This window comes from Burkholderia sp. AU38729, from assembly GCF_020419725.1.
Lineage (GTDB): Bacteria > Pseudomonadota > Gammaproteobacteria > Burkholderiales > Burkholderiaceae > Burkholderia.
This window is the reverse complement of the sequence record NZ_JAIZQO010000002.1, coordinates 733,213-758,902: the sequence shown is the minus strand read 5'-3', so window position 1 is coordinate 758,902 and position 25,690 is coordinate 733,213. Positions and strand designations below refer to the sequence as shown.

Annotated in this window: 17 protein-coding genes; 10 read left to right on the top strand and 7 right to left on the bottom strand. The window is 56.7% G+C overall.

Going from position 1 to position 25,690, the window contains the following annotated elements:
* Positions 1-72 precede the first annotated feature (72 nt).
* From LGM56_RS08355 to LGM56_RS08320, 8 genes are all read left to right on the top strand, one after another.
* Positions 73-519: a GatB/YqeY domain-containing protein gene (locus LGM56_RS08355; protein WP_089497400.1), complete on the top strand. Its 447-nt coding sequence runs from the start codon at positions 73-75 to the stop codon at positions 517-519.
* A gap of 70 nt (positions 520-589) precedes the next feature.
* Positions 590-2,467 carry a DNA primase gene (gene dnaG, locus LGM56_RS08350; RefSeq protein WP_226204091.1) on the top strand — a complete coding sequence of 626 codons (1,878 nt, stop codon included), beginning with the start codon at positions 590-592 and terminating at the stop codon, positions 2,465-2,467.
* An 88-nt stretch (positions 2,468-2,555) separates the two neighbouring features.
* Positions 2,556-4,976 (top strand): RNA polymerase sigma factor RpoD, encoded by a 2,421-nt coding sequence (gene rpoD / locus LGM56_RS08345; protein WP_089427997.1) that lies wholly within the window; start codon positions 2,556-2,558, stop codon positions 4,974-4,976.
* Between the two features lie 900 nt (positions 4,977-5,876).
* Entirely contained in the window at positions 5,877-7,853 is a 1,977-nt protein-coding gene (locus LGM56_RS08340; RefSeq protein ID WP_226204088.1) for an ATP-binding protein, read from the top strand.
* Positions 7,854-7,965: 112 nt separating this feature from the next.
* Positions 7,966-9,672: an ATP-dependent nuclease gene (locus tag LGM56_RS08335; protein ID WP_226204086.1), complete on the top strand. Its 1,707-nt coding sequence runs from the start codon at positions 7,966-7,968 to the stop codon at positions 9,670-9,672.
* Positions 9,665-11,095 (top strand): UvrD-helicase domain-containing protein, encoded by a 1,431-nt coding sequence (locus LGM56_RS08330; RefSeq protein ID WP_226204084.1) that lies wholly within the window; start codon positions 9,665-9,667, stop codon positions 11,093-11,095. Before LGM56_RS08335 ends, LGM56_RS08330 begins: the two co-directional genes overlap by 8 nt.
* A gap of 28 nt (positions 11,096-11,123) precedes the next feature.
* The gene (locus LGM56_RS08325) at positions 11,124-12,227 is read left to right on the top strand and encodes a hypothetical protein (protein WP_226204081.1); all 1,104 of its coding nucleotides are present in this window, start codon (positions 11,124-11,126) and stop codon (positions 12,225-12,227) included.
* A gap of 6 nt (positions 12,228-12,233) precedes the next feature.
* A complete protein-coding gene (locus tag LGM56_RS08320) occupies positions 12,234-13,310 on the top strand; it encodes a hypothetical protein (protein WP_226204078.1) in 1,077 nt (358 codons plus the stop codon).
* A 72-nt stretch (positions 13,311-13,382) separates the two neighbouring features.
* Here the strand turns inward: LGM56_RS08320 and LGM56_RS08315 are convergent, their stop codons facing one another.
* The 4 genes from LGM56_RS08315 to LGM56_RS08300 all read right to left on the bottom strand — a co-directional run bounded on the left by LGM56_RS08315 (position 13,383) and on the right by LGM56_RS08300 (position 15,593).
* Positions 13,383-14,486, bottom strand: a complete 1,104-nt coding sequence (locus tag LGM56_RS08315; protein ID WP_226204075.1) for a DUF3800 domain-containing protein — start codon at positions 14,484-14,486, stop codon at positions 13,383-13,385.
* 60 nt (positions 14,487-14,546) lie between these two features.
* Complete coding sequence (locus tag LGM56_RS08310) at positions 14,547-14,774, bottom strand: hypothetical protein (RefSeq protein ID WP_226204072.1); 228 nt, start codon at positions 14,772-14,774, stop codon at positions 14,547-14,549.
* Between the two features lie 177 nt (positions 14,775-14,951).
* The gene (locus LGM56_RS08305; RefSeq protein WP_226204069.1) at positions 14,952-15,284 is read right to left on the bottom strand and encodes a hypothetical protein; all 333 of its coding nucleotides are present in this window, start codon (positions 15,282-15,284) and stop codon (positions 14,952-14,954) included.
* A 66-nt stretch (positions 15,285-15,350) separates the two neighbouring features.
* Positions 15,351-15,593, bottom strand: coding sequence for a hypothetical protein (locus LGM56_RS08300; RefSeq protein WP_226204065.1), 243 nt, complete (start codon positions 15,591-15,593; stop codon positions 15,351-15,353).
* A gap of 1,369 nt (positions 15,594-16,962) precedes the next feature.
* On the opposite strand from LGM56_RS08300, the gene LGM56_RS08295 reads away from it, so the two are divergent.
* On the top strand, positions 16,963-18,513 hold the full coding sequence (locus tag LGM56_RS08295) for a phospholipase D family protein (RefSeq protein WP_226204062.1): 1,551 nt from the start codon (positions 16,963-16,965) through the stop codon (positions 18,511-18,513).
* Between the two features lie 22 nt (positions 18,514-18,535).
* Here the strand turns inward: LGM56_RS08295 and LGM56_RS08290 are convergent, their stop codons facing one another.
* A complete protein-coding gene (locus tag LGM56_RS08290; RefSeq protein ID WP_226204060.1) occupies positions 18,536-20,002 on the bottom strand; it encodes a PLP-dependent aminotransferase family protein in 1,467 nt (488 codons plus the stop codon).
* A 313-nt stretch (positions 20,003-20,315) separates the two neighbouring features.
* Between LGM56_RS08290 and LGM56_RS08285 the strand changes: the two genes are divergently transcribed.
* A complete protein-coding gene (locus LGM56_RS08285; RefSeq protein WP_089497396.1) occupies positions 20,316-20,966 on the top strand; it encodes a pyridoxamine 5'-phosphate oxidase family protein in 651 nt (216 codons plus the stop codon).
* A gap of 136 nt (positions 20,967-21,102) precedes the next feature.
* Here the strand turns inward: LGM56_RS08285 and LGM56_RS08280 are convergent, their stop codons facing one another.
* Positions 21,103-22,794 (bottom strand): DUF3300 domain-containing protein, encoded by a 1,692-nt coding sequence (locus LGM56_RS08280; RefSeq protein ID WP_226204057.1) that lies wholly within the window; start codon positions 22,792-22,794, stop codon positions 21,103-21,105.
* Positions 22,795-23,244: 450 nt separating this feature from the next.
* On the bottom strand, positions 23,245-25,074 hold the full coding sequence (locus tag LGM56_RS08275; protein WP_226204055.1) for a protease pro-enzyme activation domain-containing protein: 1,830 nt from the start codon (positions 25,072-25,074) through the stop codon (positions 23,245-23,247).
* Positions 25,075-25,690 lie beyond the last annotated feature (616 nt).

The window sequence follows — 25,690 nt, the reverse complement described above, 5'->3', positions numbered from 1 at the left end:
ATTGTCCCAAGCGGGTTTTTGTGTTGACGCCCTTGGCGGGCGTCGGATTCACGTTTCCTTCCCGGGTGAAAGATGAGTTTGAAAGAGCAGATCAGCGAAGACATGAAGGCCGCGATGCGCGCGAAGGACAGCGAGCGCCTGGCAACGATTCGCCTGCTGATGGCCGCGATCAAGCAACGCGAAGTCGACGATCAGATCACCCTCGACGATGCGGGCATCACGGCCGTGATCGACAAGATGATCAAGCAGCGCAAGGATTCGATCAGCCAGTTCCAGGCAGCCAACCGTGACGACCTCGTCGCGAAGGAGCAGGCCGAACTGGTCGTGCTGAGCGGCTACATGCCCGAGCAGCTGTCGGAGGCCGAGGTGGCCGCCGAAGTCCAGGCAGCGGTCGCGCAGACGGGCGCCGCCGGCCCGCAGGACATGGGCAAGGTGATGGGCGTGCTGAAGGGCAAGCTCGCCGGCCGCGCCGACATGACGGCCATTTCCGCGCTGGTCAAGGCCGCGCTCACGAAGTAACACCTGTTTCCCCGGCGCGTGCGATGCATGCGCGGGGGTGTCGTATTGTCTTTTTTCGCTCGATCCCACGGTGATTCCGCATTCGTTCCTGCAGGACTTGCTGAACCGCGTCGATATCGTCGACGTGGTGGGCAAGTACGTGCAGCTCAAGAAGGGCGGCGCCAATTTCATGGGGCTGTGCCCGTTCCATAACGAGAAGAGCCCGTCGTTTACCGTCAGCCCGACCAAGCAGTTTTATCACTGCTTCGGTTGCGGGGCTCACGGCACGGCGATCGGCTTCCTGATGGAACACGCGGGGCTCACATTCCCGGAGGCCGTGCAGGATCTCGCGCAGTCCGTCGGGCTGACCGTGCCGCACGAGCCGTCGATGCGCGGCGGCGGTGGGAGCGGCGGCGGTGGCGGTGACTTTCCGGCGCCCGTGTCGAAATCGGTCGCGACTGCGTTGTCCGATGCGATGACCGCCGCGTGCGATTACTACCGCAAGCAGTTGCGCGGCGCGACCGTCGCGATCCAGTACCTGAAGAACCGGGGCCTGACCGGTGAGATTGCCGCGCGCTTCGGGCTCGGCTACGCACCGGACGGCTGGCAGAACCTCGAAGCCGCGTTCCCTGACTATCGCGACGAGTCGCTCGTCGAGTCGGGGCTCGTGATCGTCAGCGAGAAGACCGATGCGCAGGGCGTCGCGCGCCGCTACGACCGGTTCCGCGAGCGGATCATGTTCCCGATCCGCAATGTGAAAGGCCAGGTGATCGGCTTCGGCGGGCGCGTGCTCGGCAGCGGCGAGCCGAAGTACCTGAATTCGCCTGAAACCCCGCTGTTCAATAAGGGCAGCGAACTGTATGGCCTGTTCGAGGCGCGGCTCGCGATTCGCGAGCGCAAGTACGTGCTGGTCGTCGAAGGCTACATGGACGTCGTCGCGCTCGCCCAGCTCGGGTTCCCGAACGCGGTCGCGACGCTCGGCACCGCGTGCACGCCGATTCACGTGCAGAAGCTGCTGCGCCAGACCGATACGGTCATTTTCAGCTTCGACGGCGATTCGGCCGGGCGGCGAGCGGCCCGGCGAGCGCTCGAGGCCTGCCTGCCGCATGCGGGGGACAACCGCACGATCCGGTTCCTTTTTTTGCCGGCCGAGCACGATCCGGACAGCTATGTGCGCGAGTTCGGCGAGGCGGCGTTCTCCGAGCAGGTCGAGCGCGCGATGCCGTTGTCGCAATTTTTGCTGAACGAAGCAATTGCCGGCAAGGCGCTCGATCAGCCGGAAGGCCGCGCGAAGGCGCTGTTCGATGCGAAGCCGTTGTTGCAGGCGCTGCCCGCGAACGCGTTGCGCGCGCAGATCATGCACATGTTCGCCGACCGCCTCGACATCCCGTTCGAAGAGGTCGCGGCGCTGTCCGACGTCGATACGCGGATCGCGGCACCGCCGCGCCAGGCGCCCCCGCGCAGCGAGCGGCGCCGCGTGACGGACAGTGAAAAGCGGGCATTGCGCACGCTGGTGATGCATCCGCGCATCGCGTCGCAGCTCGACGATGAGCAGCTGGCGACCCTGCGCGCATTGCCGCGCATCGGCGAGCTGTTCGCGGAAGTCGTCGATCATGCGCGCGCGCTGGGCGAGGGCGCGGAGTTCCGGCTGCTGTCGGATGTCCTGCGGACGTCCTCGAATGGAGCGACTTACGAGGAAATCTTCCGCGAAATTCTGGACTATGATGAAAACGTCCGCGACTTGCTGTTACAGAATCCGGAAGACGAGACGGTGCCCGAGCGGCAGCGTGAACAGGAACGGATCGCGGGGGAGGAACTGCAGGCGGCGGTACTCAAGATGCGTTACGACGCTTGCTGCGACCGGCTTGACAGGCTGGCGCGGCAATCTGCCTTCACACCCGAGGAATTGGCCGAATTGACGGAATTGAACCAGCAGCGGACCGACATGAAGCGTCGGCTCGGGCTGTAGGCGGCTGGAGAGCTTAGAGAGGGCTCCCCAGCGTGCTATAATATAAGGTTTCCAGCGGTTTGTTTTCTAAGCAGAGGCGAGAATCGCGATGGCAAAGACGACAGGCGGAAAGAAAGCAACAGGCAAGGGCTCGACGGAGCCGACCAAAAAGGTCACAGCGGCCAAGTCTGCTTCTTCCACCAGGACAACGTCTTCAGCCACGTCAGCCCCAGCAGGAAAGAAAACCGCGGCCGGCACTGCTCAGGCTGCGCCGGCGCCGGCAGCCAGAACACGGGCTGCCGCCAGACCCGACTCCGGGCCGGCCAAGCCGGCGGCGAAGCGGGCAAGTGCGAAAAGCGCAAGGGACACGACTGCCGCCGCGGACGAAACGGCAGTACGTACTACTCATGCACCCACGGTTCAACCGGCTGTCGTCCAGCAGCCGCGAGTCGATATAGCCGGTACGGCGAACTCCATGACCAAAAAGCTGAACGAAGTATCCGTCGAAGACGACGCAAATCAGAGCGACGAGCAGCCCGCAGCAGCGGCGGCTGCACCGGGCAAATCCAAGGTGCGCGATCGTCGCGCCAAGGAAAAGGCGCTGCTGAAGGAAGCGTTCGCGACGAGCACGCCGGGTACGGCCGAGGAGCTCGAAGAGCGCCGCGTGAAACTGCGCGCGCTGATCAAGCTCGGCAAGGAGCGCGGCTTCCTGACGTACGCCGAAATCAACGACCACCTGCCGGACAACTTCACCGAGACCGAAGCCCTCGAGGGCATCATCGGCACGTTCAACGACATGGGCGTGGCGGTCTACGAGCAGGCGCCGGACGCGGAAACGCTGCTCCTGAACGACAACGCGCCCGCCGCGTCGTCGGACGATGAAGTCGAAGAGGAAGCGGAAGTCGCGCTGTCCACCGTCGATTCGGAATTCGGCCGCACGACCGATCCGGTCCGGATGTACATGCGTGAAATGGGCACGGTCGAGCTGCTCACGCGCGAAGGCGAAATCGAGATCGCGAAGCGGATCGAGGACGGCCTGCGTCACATGGTGATGGCCATCTCCGCGTGCCCGACGACGATCGCTGACATCCTCGCGATGGCCGAACGCGTCGCGAACGAAGAGATCCGCGTCGACGAGCTCGTCGACGGCCTGCTCGATCCGAATGCTTCGGACTCCGCCGATACCGACGGCTTCTCCGCGAAGGAAGCGGAAGCCATCGAGAACGAGGACGAGGAAGCCGAAGAGGAAGAGGAGGAAGAGGAAGAGGAGGAAGATGACGGTGCCGCGCAGGCATCGGCCAACGCCGCCCAGCTCGAAGCCCTCAAGCGTGCGTCGCTCGAGAAGTTCTCGCAGATCAGCGAGTGGTTCGACAAGATGCGCCGCGCATTCGAAAAGGAAGGCTACAAGTCGAAGGCCTACCTGAAGGCGCAGGAAACGATCCAGACCGAACTGATGACGATCCGCTTCACCGCGCGTACCGTCGAACGCCTGTGCGACACGCTGCGTGCGCAGGTGGACGAAGTGCGTCAGGTCGAACGCCAGATCCTGCACATCGTCGTCGACAAGTGCGGCATGCCGCGCTCGGAATTCATCGCGCGCTTCCCGGGCAGCGAGACCGATCTCGACTGGGCCGAGAAGATCATGGCCGAAGGCCATTCGTACAGCGCGGTGCTGTCGCGTAACATCCCGGCGATCCGCGAACAGCAGCAGCGCCTGCTCGACCTGCAGGCGCGCGTCGTGCTGCCGCTGAAGGACCTGAAGGAAACCAACCGCCAGATGGCGGCCGGCGAACTGAAGGCGCGCCAGGCGAAGCGCGAAATGACCGAGGCGAACCTGCGTCTCGTGATCTCGATCGCGAAGAAGTACACGAACCGCGGCCTGCAGTTCCTCGACCTGATCCAGGAAGGCAACATCGGCCTGATGAAGGCGGTGGACAAGTTCGAATACCGTCGTGGCTACAAGTTCTCGACCTATGCGACGTGGTGGATCCGTCAGGCCATCACGCGTTCGATCGCGGACCAGGCGCGCACGATCCGTATTCCGGTTCACATGATCGAGACGATCAACAAGATGAACCGGATCTCGCGGCAGATCCTGCAGGAAACCGGTCTCGAGCCGGATCCGGCAACGCTCGCCGAGAAGATGGAGATGCCGGAAGACAAGATCCGCAAGATCATGAAGATCGCGAAGGAGCCGATCTCGATGGAAACGCCGATCGGTGACGACGACGATTCCCATCTCGGCGACTTCATCGAGGACACCAACACGGTCGCGCCGGCGGATGCCGCGCTGCATGCGAGCATGCGTGACGTCGTGAAGGACGTGCTCGATTCGCTGACGCCGCGCGAGGCGAAGGTGCTGCGGATGCGTTTCGGTATCGAGATGAGCACCGATCACACGCTCGAGGAAGTCGGCAAGCAGTTCGACGTCACGCGTGAGCGGATCCGTCAGATCGAGGCCAAGGCGCTGCGCAAGCTGCGTCACCCGAGCCGTTCCGACAAGCTGAAGTCGTTCCTCGAAGGGAACTGATTTCCAGCGTCTCTGCTGCGAACGCCGCCGGCATCCGCGTGATGCCGGTGGCGTTTCTCTCCTTTGTTGTTACAATGCCGGCCCGGCTTCTTCGTCGGGGCAGCGTGTGACACGCTTCGCTTCTCATCAGGGCTTGTAGCTCAGCGGTTAGAGCAGTCGACTCATAATCGCTGGGCAATGCCATCTAACATATTGAAAAATAAGGAAATTCGGTGGCATCAAAATTGCCGCGCTACACGTAGGCTACAAGAAGTCCCTTCTTAAACAGAGTCTAAGTGCGGTAAAATAGCTGGTTTTTCGGGCCTCTAGCTCATGCTTGGTTAGAGCAGCGGACTTAGCAAGTGCCGTCCTACAGCTCGCAAGAGTACGGACCGCACGGAATGGGTTGCCTTGGGGTAAGTTGGCTCTGCCCCTTGGTAGAACTGCTCAAATTCGGGGAAACCTCTGCTGCTCTGGCAGCGTGGCAATCCCGAGCGAAGCTCTCTCCGAGAGAACGTGTAGAGACTGTACGGGCAGGTCGTAAAGACAAGAGACAGTCCAGACCACAAACCCGAAAGGGGTGGCGAAAGCCATAGCTGGTAAGCATAATCCGTTGGTGCCGGGTTCGACTCCCGGGGGGCCCACCAAATACCCTAAGAAAGCTCCTTCGGGAGCTTTTTTTACGCCTGTATGTCCGGTAGTTTCAATGCTAGGTCTATGAAGAAGCTGGGCTATGATTGTGAATATCGACATACTCGCGCTTGTGTCACGGGTGAAGCTTATTGGCCTAAAGGCATGGACGGATTTGGTTGATATCAGCCTACTCCGCGAGGATTTGAGATCAAGATAGGAAAAAGCTGGCCTAGCTCAAAGACTGGGACGAAGACGCTGGCGAAAAATAAAAATCTCTTTGGAGGGGTGATGTCTGATTCGTCAAACAACGCAGGATTGCAGCAGGAAGACCTCTTCTATGAAGATCGCTTTCTTGAAAGCTGGGCAGGTGCAATTATCACCAATCCCAGCACGGCCATTGTCGAACTCGTTGCCAACTGCTGGGATGCCTACGCCACTGAGGTCAGAATAAGTTGGCCCGATCCGAAGAACAACAAGCAGTTCTCCATCTCGGACAACGGCAAGGGCATGACGAAGGCCGAGTTCGATTACATCTGGCGTGCGATGTCCTATGACCGCATCGCCAAGGGTGGTGCCACAACTGCACCGCCAGTAGGCGTAGAAGGTCTTCCTCGCTTTGTCTTCGGCAAGAATGGCAAGGGCCGATTTGCCAGCTTCTGCCTTACTAAGAACTATCAGATCACCTCGATAAAAGACGGCCAGAAGTTCGTCTACAAAGTCAGTAGGACACCCAACAAACCGCTAATCACTGAACTCGTGGAGTTCGTTGAGAAGGACGTGGAGGGGCATGGAACGACCATCACCGGTGAAGGTGAAATCCGTCAGATCAACCTCTCTGTGGAGCAGGCTAGAGAGCTTCTGGGTGGTCGGTTCCTCGCCAATCCGTCCTTCAAGGTCATCCTGAATGGGGCGCCGATTTCGTTTGCCGATATCAGCAAGTCATCCCTGTCCATTGTCGACGTTGATGTGCCAGGCTACGGTACGGTGAAGATCTACCACATTGATACCCGTAAAGCCGATAAGACCACCAAACAGCATGGGATCGCGTGGTGGGTGACGAATCGCGCAGTGGGTGACTGCAAGTGGCGCGGGACAGATGTGGAGCGCATTCTTGATGGCCGAACCGAGAAGGCGAAGCGTTTTACCTTCATTGTTCAGGCTGATTTTTTGAACAAGGAAAATGCGGTCAAGGAGGATTGGTCCGGCTTCCAGGACAACAACGAGGCATGGCTGAAGACCAGACCAATCGTTCAAGACAAGATCAAGGAGATCATTTCCAACACGAGCTATGCCGAACGCGAAGGGAAGAGGATCGCAGTTCTGGAACGTGTTGGCGAGTCGGTCAATCTTCTTCCGCTACTGAGCAAGGAGCGAGTTACCACCTTCGTCAATGAGGTTGTGGATACATGCCCGAACTTTGGTGAGCAGGAAGTCGTTCAGCTAACCTCCATCCTGGCGAAGCTGGAGAAGAGCAAATCGCAGTATGGTTTGCTGGAGATCTTGCACAACCAAGATCCGAACGACTTGGACGCCCTTCATGAAGTGCTGAGCCAATGGACAATTGGCATGGCGAAGGTAGTGCTTGATGAGATCCAAGGGCGATTGAAGGTCATCAACGAACTGCGGATCAAGATTCAGGTGGCAGGCATCGACGAGGTCAAGGAACTTCAGCCTCTGTTTGCCAAGGGTCTTTGGATGTTTGGCGACAAGTTTGAATCAATTCACTTCACGTCCAACAAAGGGATGACGACGGTCATCCGTGAGCTATTTGATGGCAAGGCGGAGAAGGCTTCGCTGAACCGTCCTGACTTTGTCATTCGTGGTGACGGCAGCACAGGCTTCTATTCCCTTCCGTCTTACAACGAAGATCACGAAGAGGCCGGCGTCGGCCACCTTGTAATCGTTGATCTGAAGACCACCAAGCTCTCACTCGGCTCCAAGGAAAAGGAGCAGATCTGGAAGTATGTGAAGGAGCTGAAGAAGAAGGGCTACATTCAGCCTGAGACGCGGGTAGACGGCTTCGTTCTTGGTGATCAGATTGAAAGTGGAGAAGGTGGGACCCGCACCGAAGACAATGACAAGGTCAAAATTCAGCCCTTGCTCTATAGCATCATTCTGAGCAGAGCAGAACAACGATTGCTCAAACTCTATGAACGAGTAAGGGAAGCCCCGTTCCTTATGGAGCAACAAGAAGAACTAAGTAAGTTCGTTGAACCTGTCGCTGTCGCGCAGCCATCGCTTGCCGAGGCGGCAGGTGCAAAATGAACCTCGGAGTTAATTGGACCGCATACCTATCCAGCATGTTGTCTATTGTTGGGCAGGCGTCAAGATCGCTGAAAAATGACTTTCTTCGAAAACTAAATGAGGCGGCAGGCAAGTGAAGATCAGAAAACTGGTAATCAAGAATCTTCGGGGTATCAAAGAGCTTGACTGGAATCTTCCAATTGGAGATATTTTTTGTCTCATCGGGAAAGGTGATTCATCTAAATCCACCATCTTGGACGCTATCAGATACGTTTTTTATCCTCAGTGGAATTTAACCCTGAGTGATTCAGATTTCTACCAATGCAAGACAGAAAATCCAATAGTGATTGAAGTATCTATTGGAGAGTTGATTGATGATTTTTGTTCATTGAATAAGTATGGTCACTGCCTACGAGGTTGGGATGCCACAACCCTAACTCTTTCAGATGAACCGGAAGATCATCTTGAGCGTATCTTGACCATACGGCTAACGATTGAAAAAGACCTTGAGCCGAAATGGGTTGTGATATGTGATCGCAATCCAGAAGGAATTCCATTTAAGCAGGCCGACAGAATAAAAGTTAGTGTCGGCATGATCGGGGCATACAGTGAGAAGCAACTTTCATGGGCAACGGGGACGGCCCTGGCAAAACTCACAGAAGCTCAAAGCTTGAATGAGCTTCTGGCGAATGCGTCTAGAACCGCCAGAACCTCTCTTGATGCTGACCGTGCAGTATCCTTAAAGAATTTCGATGAAGCAGCTCAAAAATCTCAAGAAAAAGCAAAGCTTCTTGGTGTTCCTGTCCTAGACGCATACAAAGCCCATCTTGATCTCAACTCAGTCAATCTAAAGATCGGTGGGTTGGCCTTGCATGATGGTGATATTCCTCTGCGACAATTGGGGCTAGGCTCACGTAGAATGCTTTTATGTGGCATTCAGCAACTGGGGCTTGAAGATGGTCACATTACCCTATTTGATGAAGTAGAGTTCGGATTGGAACCTCATCGAATTGCTCGCCTTCTTAAGCACGTGAGAGAAGACAAGCGTGGACAGTACTTTCTGACTACGCATTCCCCTATTGTTTTGCGAGAACTCACTGTCAAGGAGCTTTTTGTTGTCCATAACAAGGTGGGAGTTGTCAGGATAGTCTCCGCTTCGGACAAAAGTCTTGAAGAACATGAGGTGCAGGGAAAGATTCGGTCTAGTGCAGAGGCGTTCTTAGCCAAGAAAGTTGTGGTGTGCGAAGGCGCTACCGAAGTGGGTTTTTTGAGAGGGCTGGATGATCACCAGATGGGTGAAGGCAAAGATCCCCTCTCATTTCATGGTGTGGCACTTCTGAACGTCATTGGCGGAAGCAAGGTAAAAGCGATGGCGAAAGCCTTCAATTCACTTTGCTACGAGGTGACAGTCCTTGCTGATGCGGATGCTGACGATCAGTTTTCCCAAGCCGACATGGACGAACTGACTGCATTGGGAGTTACTGTCCACGTCTGGAATGACAAATGTTCTCTCGAAGAGAGAGCCATTCAGGATCTTCCGTGGGCGAATGTCTTGATTAGTGTGAAGCTTGCACAAGATGAGTTGGGGTTTCCAGCATATGACCAAGTTCGCTCAAAGCTCGAGGAAGAACTTGATAAGGACATTGGGAAATGGCAGGACTCGCCAAAGCTCAGAAAAGCTATCGGTGCAGTAGCAAAAAAAGCGGGATGGTTCAAAGACACCACTAGAGGTGACTTGTGGTTTAAGGCAATCGCCCCGGCTTATAAGGATGCTGATTTCGTGAAAACGGATTTAGCTACCAAACTAAACAAACTTTGGGCGTGGGCAGAGCATGCCTGACGAGCTCCCAAACACTCTTGCCAGGTGCGTATCGAAGGGATACGTAATCGCCCCTGCTGGATATGGGAAAACCCACCTTATTGCTTTGGCTGTGAAAGCTGGAAGCAATCGGCAACTGATTTTGACTCACACGTTTGCTGGTGTGAATTCGATCAAATCAAAGATGACTTACCTTGGTGTTCCATCATCAAGGTACCAAGTCGATACGATAGCGAGCTGGTCACTTCGCCTGTGTTTGGCATACCCTAAAACTTCTGGATGGAAGGTCGAGAACCCAACGAACAAGCAATGGAACAAGCTATACGAATCCTGCCGTGACCTGCTTGGCAAAGAGTTCATTCGCCACGTCGTAGCATCTACATACTCTGGTGTCTATGTGGATGAATATCAGGATTGCTCTGATCTCCAGCACACCCTTGTATGTGCCTTAGCTGATTTCCTCCCCTGTCGGATTCTGGGTGATCCCTTGCAGGCTATCTTCGATTTTTCTGATAAACCTGTGGACTGGGATGCCAGCATCTATCCACATTTTGAATGCTTGGGGCAACTAGAAACACCTTGGCGTTGGGACAACGCCGGAGCCCATGAACTTGGTGCTTGGTTGAAAGCGGCGAGAGCGACTTTGCAGGCCGGGCAGAAGGTTAACCTGAATGGCGCCTTGCCCAAGGGTGTAAAAAGAATATCAGTCGATCCTCAGTTTCTTTCCGCAAAACAGTATTCCATTCTCTGTGATTTTTTAGGCGACGATGCTACCGTAATTGCATTACATGGAGGCGATCAACAGTCCAAGAACAAGACACATCTTCTTGCTCGCACAATGGCTGGGAAATTCTCTTCAATTGAGGAGGTAGAAGGGAAGGACCTGCTTTCGTTTATCCAGAAGTTACAGGCGGCAAAGACCGTCAATGCGGGTTTCTTACTTGTCTTGGATTTTGCGAAAAAATGCTTCACTGGCATTGACAAAACTCTTGTCGCCGGAACCAAGAGAGGGGAAGTGGCCAAGCAAACAAAGACCACTAAATATCCATTAGTACTAGCCTCAGCGAATCGGTACCTTGGTGAGCCATCCAGCAGTAACCTTCGAGATTTTCTTTGTGTAGTTAGGGACAATCCCGAGACGTCCACTTATCGAAGGGATTTGCTCAATCGATTCATGAACATCCTGAAGATACATGTTGATGAAGAGGCTGCGACGCTACTTGAGTCGGCTAACAATTATCAAAGAGAATTGAGGCAAACAGGAAGACCTCTAAGGCACAAGAAGTTGATCGGAACGACCTTGCTAGTGAAAGGTTTGGAATATGATCATGCCGTTTTGCTCGATGCCGACTCTCTGGATCTGAAGGAGCTATATGTTGCTCTTACTCGTGGTTCGAGGTCGCTGACCATCATTAGCAACAGTAGCATTCTTCCTAGATCTTGATCTAAATGGTGTTGGAGGTGGGGCGGAAATGTCCAGTATCCATACTATAAATGCTCGCGGGAATGTGCTTCTTCCCGTCATGAGGCAACATTTCTCTTGGACTGACGCACGCACCTTCTACGAAATTCAAAGATTTCATCAAGACTGCGTACAGATTCTGAAGAACAAGAAGATCAGCTATGCAGATTTAAGAGCAGCACTTACCCCGCAACAAGCAAAGCATGAGGCTGCCTTTCTTTTTGACGAGAAAAGGTGCGCTTCGAAATTTATTCCCGGGGTAGAGGTTGCTGATGCATTGTTCAAGCTACTTGATCTCAAGACCACCCATAGTGTTCTTGGTGGTGAGCTGTGTGACGACAAAGACGAACTTGCGCGTCCACTTCTAGCGGATGCGGCCGTGATAGCAAAGGATCTTGTATTCAGTCATCCATGCTTTTGCTATGTTCTCTATGTCAATAATCTATCGCAAGAAGCTCTCGGTAGAATTCATGAGGGTTTGAAGAAAAATCCCGCCTATTTGGGTTATGTGCCCTGCACCTTCTCCAGCATAGCAAAGACGTTCGTATCAATGGGGTTGGTGAATCTGGCTATCAAGCACAAGGACGTGGTCATCCTTGGGCACGAAGATGATAGAGATAACTCGGAAAATAGTAACCTACACCTCCACGACTACGAGACGTTGGGGCTCAAAATTAGGAGTCTTAAATCTATCTATTTCGGCACCTTTCTTTCATACAAGCCAGAGCGGATGCTTTTGGAAGAGACGGATGATGATCTTGAGATTGCCATTCGTGCAATGTCTCAAACGGTAGCGCCTTTGGATTTAGGCAAGTTCTCAGTCGTCGTTGACGAGAATAAATTTGAAAAATATCTGAGAACCCATAAGCTTGGGAAATTGACGAACGCTGGACTTGATCAACTAAGCAAGGGTGATCTTGAGAATGCGATCCGTGAGAAGCTAAGGTCAAGCTATATTTACAACCTGGATTGGCGAGACGAGCCAAAATATCAAGCCAGTTTATTCAACATCATGTTGGAGTTCCAAAAAGAAGGTGGGTATCCAGAGAGGATCGTTGCTTCACTAGAGTACAAACCAGCCGAGCAAGTGCTAAGGCTTGTTACCATGACGTGACAGGGGATGAGAGTGGCCGTCAAACGAATCAAAAGGAACCCTGAGAAATTTGAGGTTATTGATCTGTACACTGCTCTTGGGCGTGATAGCAACTATAAGCTGTCCGTAGAGGGGGATGTTGACGCCTTCATGGAACGCATCCGCGTATCCCTTCAGGGTTCATTTGACAACCCTATTCTTCTGCACGGCAAGCGAGTGGAGGCCATGTTTGCTCATGTGGCCGGAGCATTGGGACGATGCCGACTTATAAAGCAGGAAGATAGTGGGGATTTTTATAGCGATGAAACGGATATTCAAGCACCAGACTATAGCTTGGTAACAAAGGATGGGAGGCGCCTCTTCGTCGAGGTAAAAAATTGCAATCACAATAATATTCGCTCGCCATTCACGATTTCGCGTGAATACTTTGCAAAGTTGGAAGCCTATTCTGCTTTGCAGGGAGCTGACCTCAAGATAGCCATCTTCTTCTCACGCTTTCAGACATGGGTGCTACTCTCAAAGGAATCATTTCAAGAGCAGCGGAAGAAATATGCGATCACCTTTCCTAATGCGCTGGCTCGGAATGAAATGAGTCTACTTGGCGATAGAATGATTGGTACGACTCCGAGTTTGGAAGTTCAACTACTTGCAGATCCGAACAAAGAAGCTGCTATCAACGACGAGGGGGTGGCTCGGTTCATAATTGGTGGTTTGCGGTTCTTTTGTGAGGGAAGGGAACTGTCATCTGACATGGATCGGCAGATTGCCTTTTACCTGATGAGATACGGCAAGTGGTGTGAGAGTGCGGCTGAGGCAATTCTAGATGGGGAAAAGCTTGCTGGCGTTCGATTTGAATATGAGCCTGAGGCTCCATCAGAGGGCCAGAATTTCCAAATGATTGGAACGTTAAGCACGATGGTTAGCGCTGCTTACTGCGAGCATACTATTTATCAAGAAAATGTTGTTGCTCTTGATGTGAATGTTGACCCCGAGGTTTTCTCCCTCGTGATCCCGGAAGGCTACAAGAGCAAAGACTTGCCATTGTGGCAATTCATAATCGAGCCTAACCCAGATTTCATTCCTAATATTGCTCCCTTCGAGTGAGTCAAAGAGAAGGTGATGCATGGAGAAATTTAAAGCACCCTGAGGTGCTTTTTTTGTGCTTATAGAGATGGGCTAGTACCCGTTAACTCCAAAGAGCTGTCGGGCCATGTTGTGAGGTGCAACCATGTTGATTCCGATGCCTTTGGTTCTGTCACTATGGCTTCGCAATAGGTCCATTGCTTGATCCAGGATATCGGAAGTCTCTTCATTTTGTAGATGAGTCCAATACCAGCGCATGGCTAAGCCTGTAACGATGTCTGCGAGCTGTATCCCAGTGCTTTCTGGCGATGCTTTGAAAAATAAGCTGGCAGGCTGAGTAATGTTGTAGTCTGAGAAAGGCGGCTTGTAGCCGAATTTCTCCATTTCGATGCCTTCCATTTGCATTTTTGCAAACGCAATGATCTCATCGAAATGAGCTTGCTCATCATGGAATATCTTGCAGCCAGTCAGGTTTCCTGAAAGGCAAAGATTTATTCTGGCATAGATGTTGGTAAATGACGAGAAGTTAGGAAGGACCCAAACCTTTTGATCGCGTTTGCCAGCATCAGGAACAGGTAAAAATCGCTTGTAGGCTCCTTCACCTTCCTCTTCGATAATCAAGCGAAAATCATCCTTGCTTTCCTCTACCTGCGAGGCGATTCCTTGTGCCACCTCATGATCGTGCGTGCTGACGCCGTCCTTCAATAGATCGAAGAACGCATTGGTTTTTTCATTGGATGGATTATCCATGCATTGAACAAACCTGAAAAATATCTCATCAGGAATCTTGTGATAGATATACTCTGCGAAGATATTCTTCAGCCATACTGTTTGCTGGGATTCTTCGGTGTTGAAGTATGGTGGCCAGATAAAACCGTTTGTGATGCTGACGGCTAACAGATACTTCTTGTCGACAATTTCTATGAAAAATGGAAAACCATTGTTGACCACAAGCTCAGTAGCTTCAAGGGCAAAATCTGGCTTTTTCTTTATAACCTTGCTTAGTTTGAGCTCGTTGGCGTGAATGGTGTGCTTCTTTCTAAGTGAGTTTAGCTCTTCCGTAAGTTTTGCCTCATCGGAAATCCCTATGGCGGCTAGGCTAAAAACTGGCTGTCCCCCGAAGCTAAGATCGGATTTTGTTCTGCTGAGATCTCCAGTATTTCCGCTCTCATCAATATAAAAATTGATATTTTTCATGATGGTTGTGAAAACGAAGCCTGTCTTTTGGGTGGAATAAAATCATCTGCGCAATGCTACCTATGCCTTTTGCCACTCAGGGGAAAGCTTTTCAATTCCCAGAACCTTGGCTCCATAGGTTTTCTTTACTTCGCCCACCATTCTCATATTTTCAATGGTGAGTGGGAGTGCTTCCTTGGCTTCACCCTTGTACACGATGGCGATGATGTCTCGGAGGCACATGGGATCGTCTGTGTGTTCCGCAAGACCAAAAATAAACCTGTGTACGTTCTCGGGTGATTCAATCAACTTGGTCGCTTACCTTGGGTGTTGCTCAGCCTATTGACAAAAATATAAATTTCGTTATCTATTAAATGTTAATGGGGGAGAATATGAAAAATTACGAAAAAATGAGGCAGAGTAGGAATCTCCACCTTATCCTTTGGTTAATTTCTACTGTAGGTTTTTTTGCGGCACTCTTGACTCCTAGGCATGCCACAACATGCCAACCAGAGCCGCAACCACTAAAACTAGAGGTACGATAAATCCCGGTTTGTCATTATTTAGGCGCTCCCTGTTGTCCCAGCAATAGATCAATGCGGCGACAATGGAAATCAAAAAAATAGATTTAACCAGATTATCACCAACGGTTGAATTTATTTTGAAGAGCCAGCCCGCAATTGTGATAACTAATCCGGAGATTAGAATCTTGTCGGACCAAGTTATTTTTGTTTTTTTCTCCTGTGGCGCATTTTTTTGATTGCTTGAGCTTTGTTTTTTATTAAGTAAAAATTCTTCTTTTTCTGGCTGATTTCCCATAGCATTTCTCCTCTCAGATTTTTCTAGCCACCTTCTTCGTAGGTATGTTACGCGTTTAGCACTTTCCTATTGGATGCTTTGCTGGAGAGGGTGGGTAAAGATTTCAATTGGATTTGTCAAGCCAAACTTGTAGACATAAAAAGATACCGCCCCCACAATCATAATCACCCCAACTAGGCGCTTCATTTTCTTGTCGAATCGTGCTTTCCCAAAGGGGTCTTCGGAGCAGCATTGTGGATTTCCGCATTTTTTTGCCATGGGGCTCAACTGATTACCGCAATCCACGCATTCCTTGAGATTTCTGGCCATGTACTTGTTTGCTTGGTTAAGGTGGTGTCTACTTTGACATCGGGCTTTTGATTTGACAAGCAATCTGCCCCATCAATCGCTGTGGAGGATGTCCGAACGAGATTGGCTCCTGCCGAGAATCAATCATTCCCACTGCTTACCTTTGGCGGCCAAGGTATGTCCGCGAGCTCTCAGTTCTTCCCGAGCTTGCTCATGGGTGATCAAGCCTTCCTCCTTTCGCCTGAGAAGGTCATGGCCAAAATCAGACACCTTAATATTGTCCACAGCAAGTATTGCAACAGCCTGACGTGAGGCCCATGATTTCAGTGGTTTGCGCCTCTCACTCATTTGGCTGTAGTCGAAAATCTTACTTATCAGTGGCAGTTACGAGCAACTTCCACGAATGAGGCTTCCTGTCGCAATTTGCGCATGGGGGAAGGGTGTCGCACTCTCTGTTGATTACGTCCTCGTAACCACATGACTGACACTTGTAGATGCCGGGGCTTGATGGTTTTTCGCCAGGCTTTCGTGCTACTTGATATTTTGCAGGTTTGTCAGTTTTTTGGACTGCTTTTTCATTGTCATAGAACGCCACGAACTACCCCTCTAAAGAAATTCGCTGAAGGACGAGACCCCTTGCTGAGCCTGAGGATCAGGATGAACAAGAGAGATGTCCAGGCTCACCATTCCTCGGAAGCGGCCCCCTCTCGTCACCAGGAGGTTTGGGCGCTTAATCCTCAGCTTACAACGAAATCGAATAGGTCCGAAGAGCTTTGTCTAGGCTACGCCAGATTGGCAAACAATGGTCTAGAGCAGTGGACTTCAGTGTCTGAGCATCCAAAATCTGGTTCGTCCACAGAGATATGAAAGCAGGTCAAACGTATAACTGGTAAGCCTCGGATGGGAGGCGAGACGCGAGGCTGAAGAGCATCGAGCAGTGGACTCTTGCAGTGAGCAGTGGATTCTTTGTCGTCTGGTCACGCAAGGCTACTCCTAGGCTACACGAGAAGCGTTATCTCAATAAAAACAGCAACTTGCCTCGCGTAAGTGGTTGATTTTTAAGGAGCCGAAATTAGACCAGTAACCTCATAATCGATTGGTCGCGGGTTCGAACCCCGCCGGGCCCACCAGATTTCATGCGCGCGTTCGCGCGGCATGCCGAAAACCCGCGATGGCTTCATGCGTCGCGGGTTTTTCTTTGTGCGGATGCGAGACGAACGTCGTAATCAGGAAAGTACCGAGAGGGTGCCGCGTCGTCGTCAATCGAAGTATGCTGTAGCGCGGCCGTTTCACACGCGATACCGATTGCGGCCCAAGGCAAGCCAAACAGCCCCGCGATCCATCCGGCGGCGAGAACAAACAGACTTCGGCCGGGAGTGGGACGGCAATCATGACCATGCTGCGTTCGTGGGGTGCGCTTCTTTCGTTGCTGGCGCTCGTTGCATGCGCGAGCCTGCCCCCGCAGGCCGAGCGCGTGCCGACGCACGCGTACACCGATACGGACAACACGCGGCTGGGCGTCGCGTTCCAGAAGCAGGCCCGTGTGCACCCCGGGCAGGACGCGTTTCATCTGCTGACCGATCCGGTCGATGCGCTGGATGCGCGCGTGCTGCTCGCCGATCGCGCGGACCGCTCGCTCGACCTTCAGTACTACATCTGGCATGACGACCTGACCGGGCACGAGTTGGCCGACGCGATCATCCGCGCGGCCGATCGCGGCGTGCGCGTCCGCGCGCTGCTCGACGACCTCGGCACGAACGCGGACGACCGCAAGCTGCTCGAGATCAGTTCACATCCGAACATCGAGATCCGGCTCTTCAACCCGGTTGCCACGCGCCGGTTCAAGAAGATCGGCACCGTGTTCGAGTTCTCGCGCGTCAACCGGCGCATGCACAACAAGGCGATGATCGCGGACAACCAGGCGGCGATCGTCGGTGGCCGCAATATCGGCGACGAGTATTTCGGCGCATCGTCGATGCTGGAGTTCGGCGATCTCGACGTTGTCGTTCACGGCCCGGTCGTGAAGGACATCTCGACCGAATTCGATACGTTCTGGAATTCCCCGTACGCGTATCCGATCAGCGCGCTGGTCGGGCATGATGCGGCGCCGGGCGGGCTGGACCGCGAGCGCGAACGGTTGCGCGACTACCTGAGAGCCATGGAAGACAATCCGTACGTGCTCGAGGCCAGGCAGCGGCTCGACCGGATCGTTCATGGGCAGGGCACCGAACTGTCGTGGGGGCACGCGACGGTGCTGTACGACGATCCGTCGAAGATCGCACATGCGCCGAAGGACAGCGACGGACACCTGATGCCGCAATTGCGGGCGCTCGCATTGCAGCCCGAACATGACCTGCTGATCGTGTCGCCGTACTTCGTGCCGGGCAAGGAGGTCGTCGAGCGGCTGCGCGCGCTCACGGCGCGCAGTGTGCGCGTCACGGTGCTGACCAACTCGCTCGCGTCGACCGACGTGGCGGCCGTCCATGCGGGCTACCGGCACTACCGAAGCGATCTCGTGGCCGCCGGCGTGCGGCTTTACGAGCGGCGGCCGTCGGGTGACAAGAGCATTTCGAAGCAGGTCATCATCGGGTCGTCGCGTGCGTCGTTGCATGCGAAGACCTACGTGTTCGATCACAAGAGTATTTTCATCGGGTCGATGAATCTCGATCCGCGCTCGCTGAACCTCAATACGGAGATCGGCGTTTACTGCGAGAGTCCGGCGATTGCGTCGCAGGTGGCCAACGATCTGGAGGCACGGCTCGATCGCATCGCGTGGCGGGTAGAGCCGAGGACCGATCCGGCGGGCAAAGGGCGGCTCAAGTGGATGCAGACCGATTCGGACGGGAAGGTCACCGAGCTCGATCACGAACCGGAAGTGTCCGCGGCGCGGCGGATGGAAGTCTGGTTCCTCGGGCTGTTTCCGCTCGAGTCGCAACTGTGAGCACCGATGCCGCGCGCACCATTCAGCAACGCGTGCGGCCGTGCTGCTCGATGACGGCCGCGAGCTGCCTCGTCGCGGTCTCGATCGTCGTGTCGCTCAGCCCCGAGTATCCGAGCACGAAGCCGTTGTACGGCCGGCCGTCGCCGACCCGATAGCGGCTCAGCGGCTGTAGCAGCAGGCCATGCGCGGCTGCGGCGCGGGCGACGTCGGTATCCTGCAGCGGCATCGCGAGATCCGCCGACAGATGCATGCCGCCCGGGCTTTCGCGAACGCTCAGCACGGCGCCGAGGTGGCAGGCGAGTGCGGCTTCGAGGCTGCTCCGCCGCTCGGCGTACAGCGTCCTCATTCGGCGCAGGTGTCGTGCAAAGAGGCCGGTGTCGATGAATTCAGCCATCGCCAGTTGATCGGCCGAGTGGCCGCGATGGACGAGTTCGCGCAGCGTGCGGGTGAAGCGGTCGACCAGCGTCGGCGGTACCACCATGAAGCCGAGTCGAAGGGCGGGAAACATCGTCTTGCTGAAGGTGCCGAGATAGCAGACCGGTGCGTCGGCATCGAGGCCCTGGATCGCGGGCAGCGGCTGGCCGCCGTGGCGGAACTCGCTGTCGTAATCGTCCTCGATGATCCACGCGCCGCACGCACGTGCGCGCGTGACAAGCGCCGTGCGCCGCTGGGGGCTCATCAGTGCGCCAAGCGGGTATTGGTGCGACGGTGTCGTATAGATCAGCCGGGGCGGCCGGGTGTGCCATTGTTCGTCGGTTGGCGCCATGCCTTCGTGATCGACCTCGATCGGCACGAGATCCAGGCCGGTCGACCGGAATGCGGTTCGGGCGCCGTTGTAGCAGGGGTTCTCGAGCCAGCCATATTCACCGGGATTCGCCAGCATGCGCGCGCACAGTTCGAGGCTGCTCTGCGTGCCGTCGGTGATGAATACCTGGCCTGTTTCGCAGCGCACGCCGCGCGAGACCCGGATGTAGGCGGCCACGGCACGCCGCAATTCGGGCAGCCCTTCGACCGGGCCGTAGGCGAGCTGCGCGGGCTTGATGACTTTCCATGCGCGCTCGATGCAACGGCGCCATTGGGCGACGGGGAATTCATCGAGCGAAGGGAGGCCGGACACGAACGGCAGCATGCATTCGGGTTCGGGGTCGGCGTTCTCCAGCCCGTGCACACGCTCGGACAATCGAACCGAGGCCGGGCCGCGTTCGGGCTCTGTGCTGGAACGGTCGCACCCGTCCCATAGTGTGATCGTCCCGTTGCGCGTGGCCGCCACGAAGCCTTCCTCGGCAAGGCGCTCGTACGCATAGACCGCCGAGTTGCGCGCGATGCCCAGCTCGGCCGCGAGCACGCGCGTCGATACGAGCCGCGTGCCGGGCGGGATGTGCCCGTCCAGCAGCATGTTGCGCAGGCTCCGGTACAGGGCTTCCTGCTGGCTGTGGCTTGTCGTGCCGTCCTGTCTGGAAAGCGATGAGACGAGCAGCGCGAGATCCATGGGCTGGTTCCAGAATTTTTTGGTGAGCTGGTTCTTTTGAAGATCCGATGCGCGTCGTATCGTTCACGTTCCCGTGGCGCCAGTCGGTGCGCGGGCATGTGCAGCGATCGTCACGGATAGGCGCGTGTGCGTATTTTGATCGATTTGGAAAGCGACTGTCGATGGGCCGATCGACCGGTCATTCGCGCGTGCAAGCTGTAGTGTTCGATGTCGTTAACTTCGTAGTGCAAATATATTTGGAGTGAACGCCTGCGCGTTGCCGAAACGCGGGCCGCTCGATGCGCGCAAGGGCGTGCAAACAGGAAAACGAAACATGCAAGACCAGACCGTCATCTCCCCCACATCCCGCACCACCATTCGCCGCCTGCCGGAGCTGGCAAGCCGCGATCGCGAGGTGCTTCATCGCATCGTGGACGAGGCTTACGTGTGCCACATCGCATTCGGTTCGGGCGAGGACATACACTGCATCCCGACCGCGCACTGGAGACGGGGCGATTACCTCTATATTCACGGGTCGAACGGCAGCCGGATGATCAAGGCGCTGGCGGCGGGCATGCCGGCCTCCGTCGCGGTGACGTTGCTGGACGGTCTCGTGTTGGCCAGGTCGGCCTTCAACCATTCGATGAATTACCGATCCGCCGTGATCTACGGGCGGTTCGAGATGGTGGAGCGTAGTGCGGACAAGCTGGCGGCGCTGGATGCATTGATGGACAAGATCGCTCCGGGTCGCAAGCATGACGCGCGGCCCGGCAACGACAAGGAAATCAATGCGACCAGCGTGCTGCGGATTGCGCTTGCGGAAGCAGCCGTGAAGGTCAGCGACTCAATGCCGTCCGACAAGGACGAAGATCTCGCGCTTGCTGTCTGGACGGGGATCCTGCCGCTGAAGATGACGCGCGGTGCGCCGGTCCATGCCGAGGGCAGCGTGCCGGTGCCGGATTATGTCCGGAACTGGGAGGAGTAAGTTGCACGGCACCGCCGTGCGGTTTCGCTGAAAACGGTGGCGCGCGGAATGTCGTGCCGAGCGGGGTTCGCACGCCAACGAGACGCGGTGTCGCCAGCCGGCAGTGCGAAACCCGCGCTGCCGGCTGGCGTGCATTTCACTCGGCGCGATGCTCATGCGTCTCGTGTGGCGGATGCGACGCCGCAGGGTGCGGATGCGGTGCCGGTGCGTGCTCGGGGGCCGGTTGCCGCGGCTGCGCTGCCGCGTGTTCCTGCGGCTGCGCTTCGTTGTGCGGTGGCGCCTCTTTGCGCACTTGCTGCTGAGTCTCGTTGCGTTGCTGCATGGCTTCGCGCTGCCGTTGCTGTTCCGCATTGTGTTGCTGCAACGCCTCGCGCTGCTGTTGCTCCGCTGCGTTGTGTTGCTGCATTTCCTCACGTTGCTGCTGCTGCGCGGCGTTGTGCTGTTGCATCGCCTCGCGTTGCTGCTGAGCTTCGTTGCGCTGTTGCTGCTGCTGGGCGGCCGCACGATTTTCCTGCGCGGCGTGTGCCTGCTGCATGGCCTGCTGCCGCTCTTCGCGCATCGCGCCGGGCGCATGCTGCGCGGGTGCCTCGGCATGCGGTTCGCTCACACGGTTCTGTGCGAACGCGCCAGGCGACGGGCGCGCGCCGGGGCGCGCGTCGTTCGCGCCGAAGTGCGGCATCGTCATCGGCACGGCGCCCGGGCGTTGCTCCATGGCCTGCCCGCGCATCGGCGCCGCACCCGGCTGCATCGTGTTGCGTTCGATCGTCGTGTTCGTCGTATTGTTGGTGACGTTGCCGCCGTAGTTGTTCGTGATTCGCGTGTTGCGGATGTTGGTGATGTTGTTGATCACGGTGGTCGACTTCGACACGTACGTGGTGTGGTTGTACACCACGGCCGGGCGCTCCCAGCCGTCGTTCCTGCGGGGGCCTTCCGGACGCGGCGCGCCCCAGTTCATGCCCCATGCATGCCAGCCCCAGTCGTGGTGCCCGAAGATCGCGGCGCCGACGGCGATGCCGACGCCGAACGTGATCACGCCGGCCGCAACGACTTCCCCCGTGCTGTATGAAGGCGGCCGGTACACGTAGCCGGGGTACGCCGAAACCGGTTCGCCGTAGACGACCGTCGGGTTGTACGACGGGACATAGACGACGTCGGGCTGTGCCGACTCGATCTCGATGGCCTGCGCGGGGGGCGGCACGATCGCCGGCCCGGCGTAGACGACGGGCGCATCGTTGGCCGGCGTATAGCCGGTCGGTGCGGCCTGCGCGACTTGCGTGACCCGCATCTGGCCGCCCGAGCGGAGATGACCGGACGTCTGCGCGCGCTGGCGCATCACCTGGATCGCGTTCATCACGTCGGTGGGGTCGTTGTAGTAGGCCTGACCGAGCGACGTGGTCCAGGCCGGGTTCGATGCCATCTGCGACAGCACCGCTGGGAACGCGGTCAATGCCTTGACGGAAGGATCCCACGGCTGCGTATCGGCGGCGGTGGCGAGTGGCTGTCCCTTCAACGACGGATTCTGCATGACCCAGTTATTGGCGGCCGTGACCTGGTCCGGATACGTTGCACCCGCCAGCACCAGCGCGACGAGCTTGTCGGGGAACAGTGCGATCGGCGCGACCATCTGGTAGAGCTGGTCGGCAGTCGGCGGCGTGTAGGCGACGGGCGTCGAGGCGGGCTGGGCCGCGGCGGCCGCGCTTGCGTCGCTGGCCGGAGCGGCGGCGCTGCTGTCGCCGTTCTTGTTGCAGGCCGAGAGGCCGAGCAGCGACACGATGAGGGACGACGCGAGCAGCGTTCTGACGGGGCGGTGTGCACGTGTGTTGTTCATGTTGTTCGTTCAGGGTTGTGTCGGCGTTGGCAGGCACGCGGGCCGCGCGATCGGCTTGAGCACTGTGCCGCGGCCGTCAGCGCATGCTCCGGGGGCATCGGCCGGGGCCGGCGGCAGGGTCGTGCTCGCAGGGTGGTTGTCCCGCGACGAATCGATATATCCAGTTAAACGCACGACACGCGCGGAAGTTGTCTGCGTGTTGTGTAACAGTGTGTACCTTGCAGTCCGTAAGCGGGTCGATGCTGCCCGGGTAATGGACATGAAAGTTGCTTGCGCAACGATTGCAAGGTTGGCGAGGGCATCGCCGCGCCGAAGGCTGCGCCTCGAGACTGCGCGGAATACAAAAAACCCGCGAAGGCCTTGCGGCCCCCACGGGTTGTTCAAGCGATCACATCCGGTTCCATGCATGCGTTGCGGTGCGCACGCGGAACCGGGGCAGTCATCGATCCATCAGCGTGCGAAATCCGACGTGCTCTGGATGAACGTGTTCAGCTTCGAGATGTTCACGCTGCCGAAGCCCGTCGTCGCGTCCCAGCCGGCCTTTGCCTTGTAGCCGTAGGTGCCGCTGCCGTTGTTGCCGGACGTGACGTCGTGCAGCAGTGCCGCGTTGCTCGGGAAGTACTTGTAGAAGCTCGACGCGGGAAACCCGAGCGCATTGTTGTTGGCGGACTGCAAGCGCGCCCAGATGCCCGTGAAGATCGGCGCGGCGAGGCTCGTGCCGCCTTCGTTGTTGAGGTAGCCCGAGCCCCACAGCGTGTTGGACGTCTGGCCGTTGACGACGAGAATCGCGCCGGTGCGCAGGTCCGCGTCGAAGCCGACGTCAGGCAGTGCGCGCTTGGTCGAGCCCGTGAGGCTCGACGATTGCCACGACGGCGCGGCTTCGTACTTGCTGTACCCGCCGCCCGTCGACCACACGGTGCCCGGCTGCCAGCTCGGATCGTTCCAGACGATCTCGCTGTTGTACGCGTTGGTCGACGTATTGGTGAACAGCGTCGTGCCGCCCACGGCGATCACGTACGGCGACGTTGCCGGCTCGCTCACCGTGTAGGTCGAGCGCGACGGCGTGCCGCTCGCACATTCGTACGCGCCATGGTCGCCGGCGGATACCGAGAAGGTCTGCCCCTGCGCGACTGCCTGCTTGAAGATGGTGTCGTCGGTGGCCTGCGAGCCGGTGCTGTTCGCGGACGATTCGCACACGCCGAGCGACACGTTGATCACCTTCGCGACGTTGTCGGTCACGGCCTTGTTGTACGCGGCGGTGATCGCCGTGAGCGTCATCGACGGTGCGACGTAGAACACGACCTGCTTCACGCTGCCGCCGGCCGCGCCGACGATCGACTGGCTGTCGAGGTTCCATTCGACGGTGCCGTCGGTGTCGGTGTACGAGCTGCCGGACGGGCCCGTCTTCACGATGCTGCTGCTGATCGTGCCGAGGCTGTTGTTTGCGGCGAACGTATTGAGGTCGCTTACCGTCTGCGACAGGTCGCCTTCGGAGATGATGCCGACGGTGGTCTGCGAGGCGGTCGGCGTGCCGTCGCCGCCGTAGATCGACGAGAATTCGGTCGGGTTGTGCGGCACCGCCGATGCGCCGGCCGGAATCGTCAGGTTGCTGGTGTTGCCTTGCGGCTGGCTGCCCGCGCCCGTGTGCATCAGCTCGACGTTCTGCAGGCCCAGTACCGAACCCACGACGCCGCCGATCGCGTTCGGCACTTGCGCGGCGTCGGTATTCGCGTAGACGCTGCGGCCGTTGCGCGTGAAGCTCTTGAGCGTCGTGCGGAACGCGGACTTGATGGTGGCCGCGGTGCCGGACGCGGAGACCAGCAGACGGTTCGGCGCGACGACGATGTTCACGAAGCCTGCCTTGCGCAGATGCGCGACGACCGAGGCGACCTGCTGGTCGGTCGGCGCATATTGCGACGCGAACTGCGCCGGCGTGAGGAACTGCCGGTAGTGCGGCGAACCAGGCGTATGCAGGTCGTGCAGATACTGGTCGAGTTGCGCCTCGTTGCGCAGGTTCAGCCCGAGCACGATGTCCACCGACTCGCCCGGCGCCATCTCGACGGCTGCTGCTGCAGCCGCCGCCGTGCTCGCGGCGGGCGCGCCGGCCGTACCGGCTTCGCTTTGCTGCACGAGCGGCAGGAAACCCTTGGTGTGCGTTTCCGTCCAGCCGGCCGCAGGCGCGGCGTGGGCCGTCGCCATGCCGAACGATGCGGCTGCGGCGGCGAAGGCGAGTTTGACGAAGCGATTGTGCTTTTGATTCTTGTCTGCAACCTGATTCATTTGAATTACCCCTCCGGTTGAACATCGAACAGCACGAACAACAACGGTCGACAGCGGTGCGGGTCATGCACCGCCGATTTCTGTCGCGCGCGTGCGGGTGGCACGGATGCGACAGGGCCTTTCGCCCGATCCGGAAAAGTGTCTTTTCTCCGGAGGCGAAATACGGAAAACGCGGTAATGGGAAGGCTGCGCCGCGATACGACGCAACTGCGCCGGACGTGACGCGGGCGAGATTGCTAGAGCAACAGTTTCGTTGTCCTGCTCATTTGATTCAATCCTTCGGCCCGCTGCCGAATGGCAGTTGTCCAATGAGATGCATCGGGATGTTGCATGCGTCGGCGCGCGAACGATGCGGCCGGCGGCGAGCATTGCGGTGCGGCGGAACCAAAAAAACGTAGAGCGGAAGCGATTGCGTAGTGAGTAATTCGTCAGATTGCTTGCATCGGACGGTATCAAGAATGAAAGCGAGGTGTCAAACTTTTTTTGATTATATGAAACTAAATTAAAGCGGATAGATGCAATGTTTTTGAAAATATTGGCAGTGTTTTGTAATATTCGGGGCCGCTAAAGAAAGTAATGCGGAATGCGATTTGCCGATCGTTTCCGGTTTGATGCG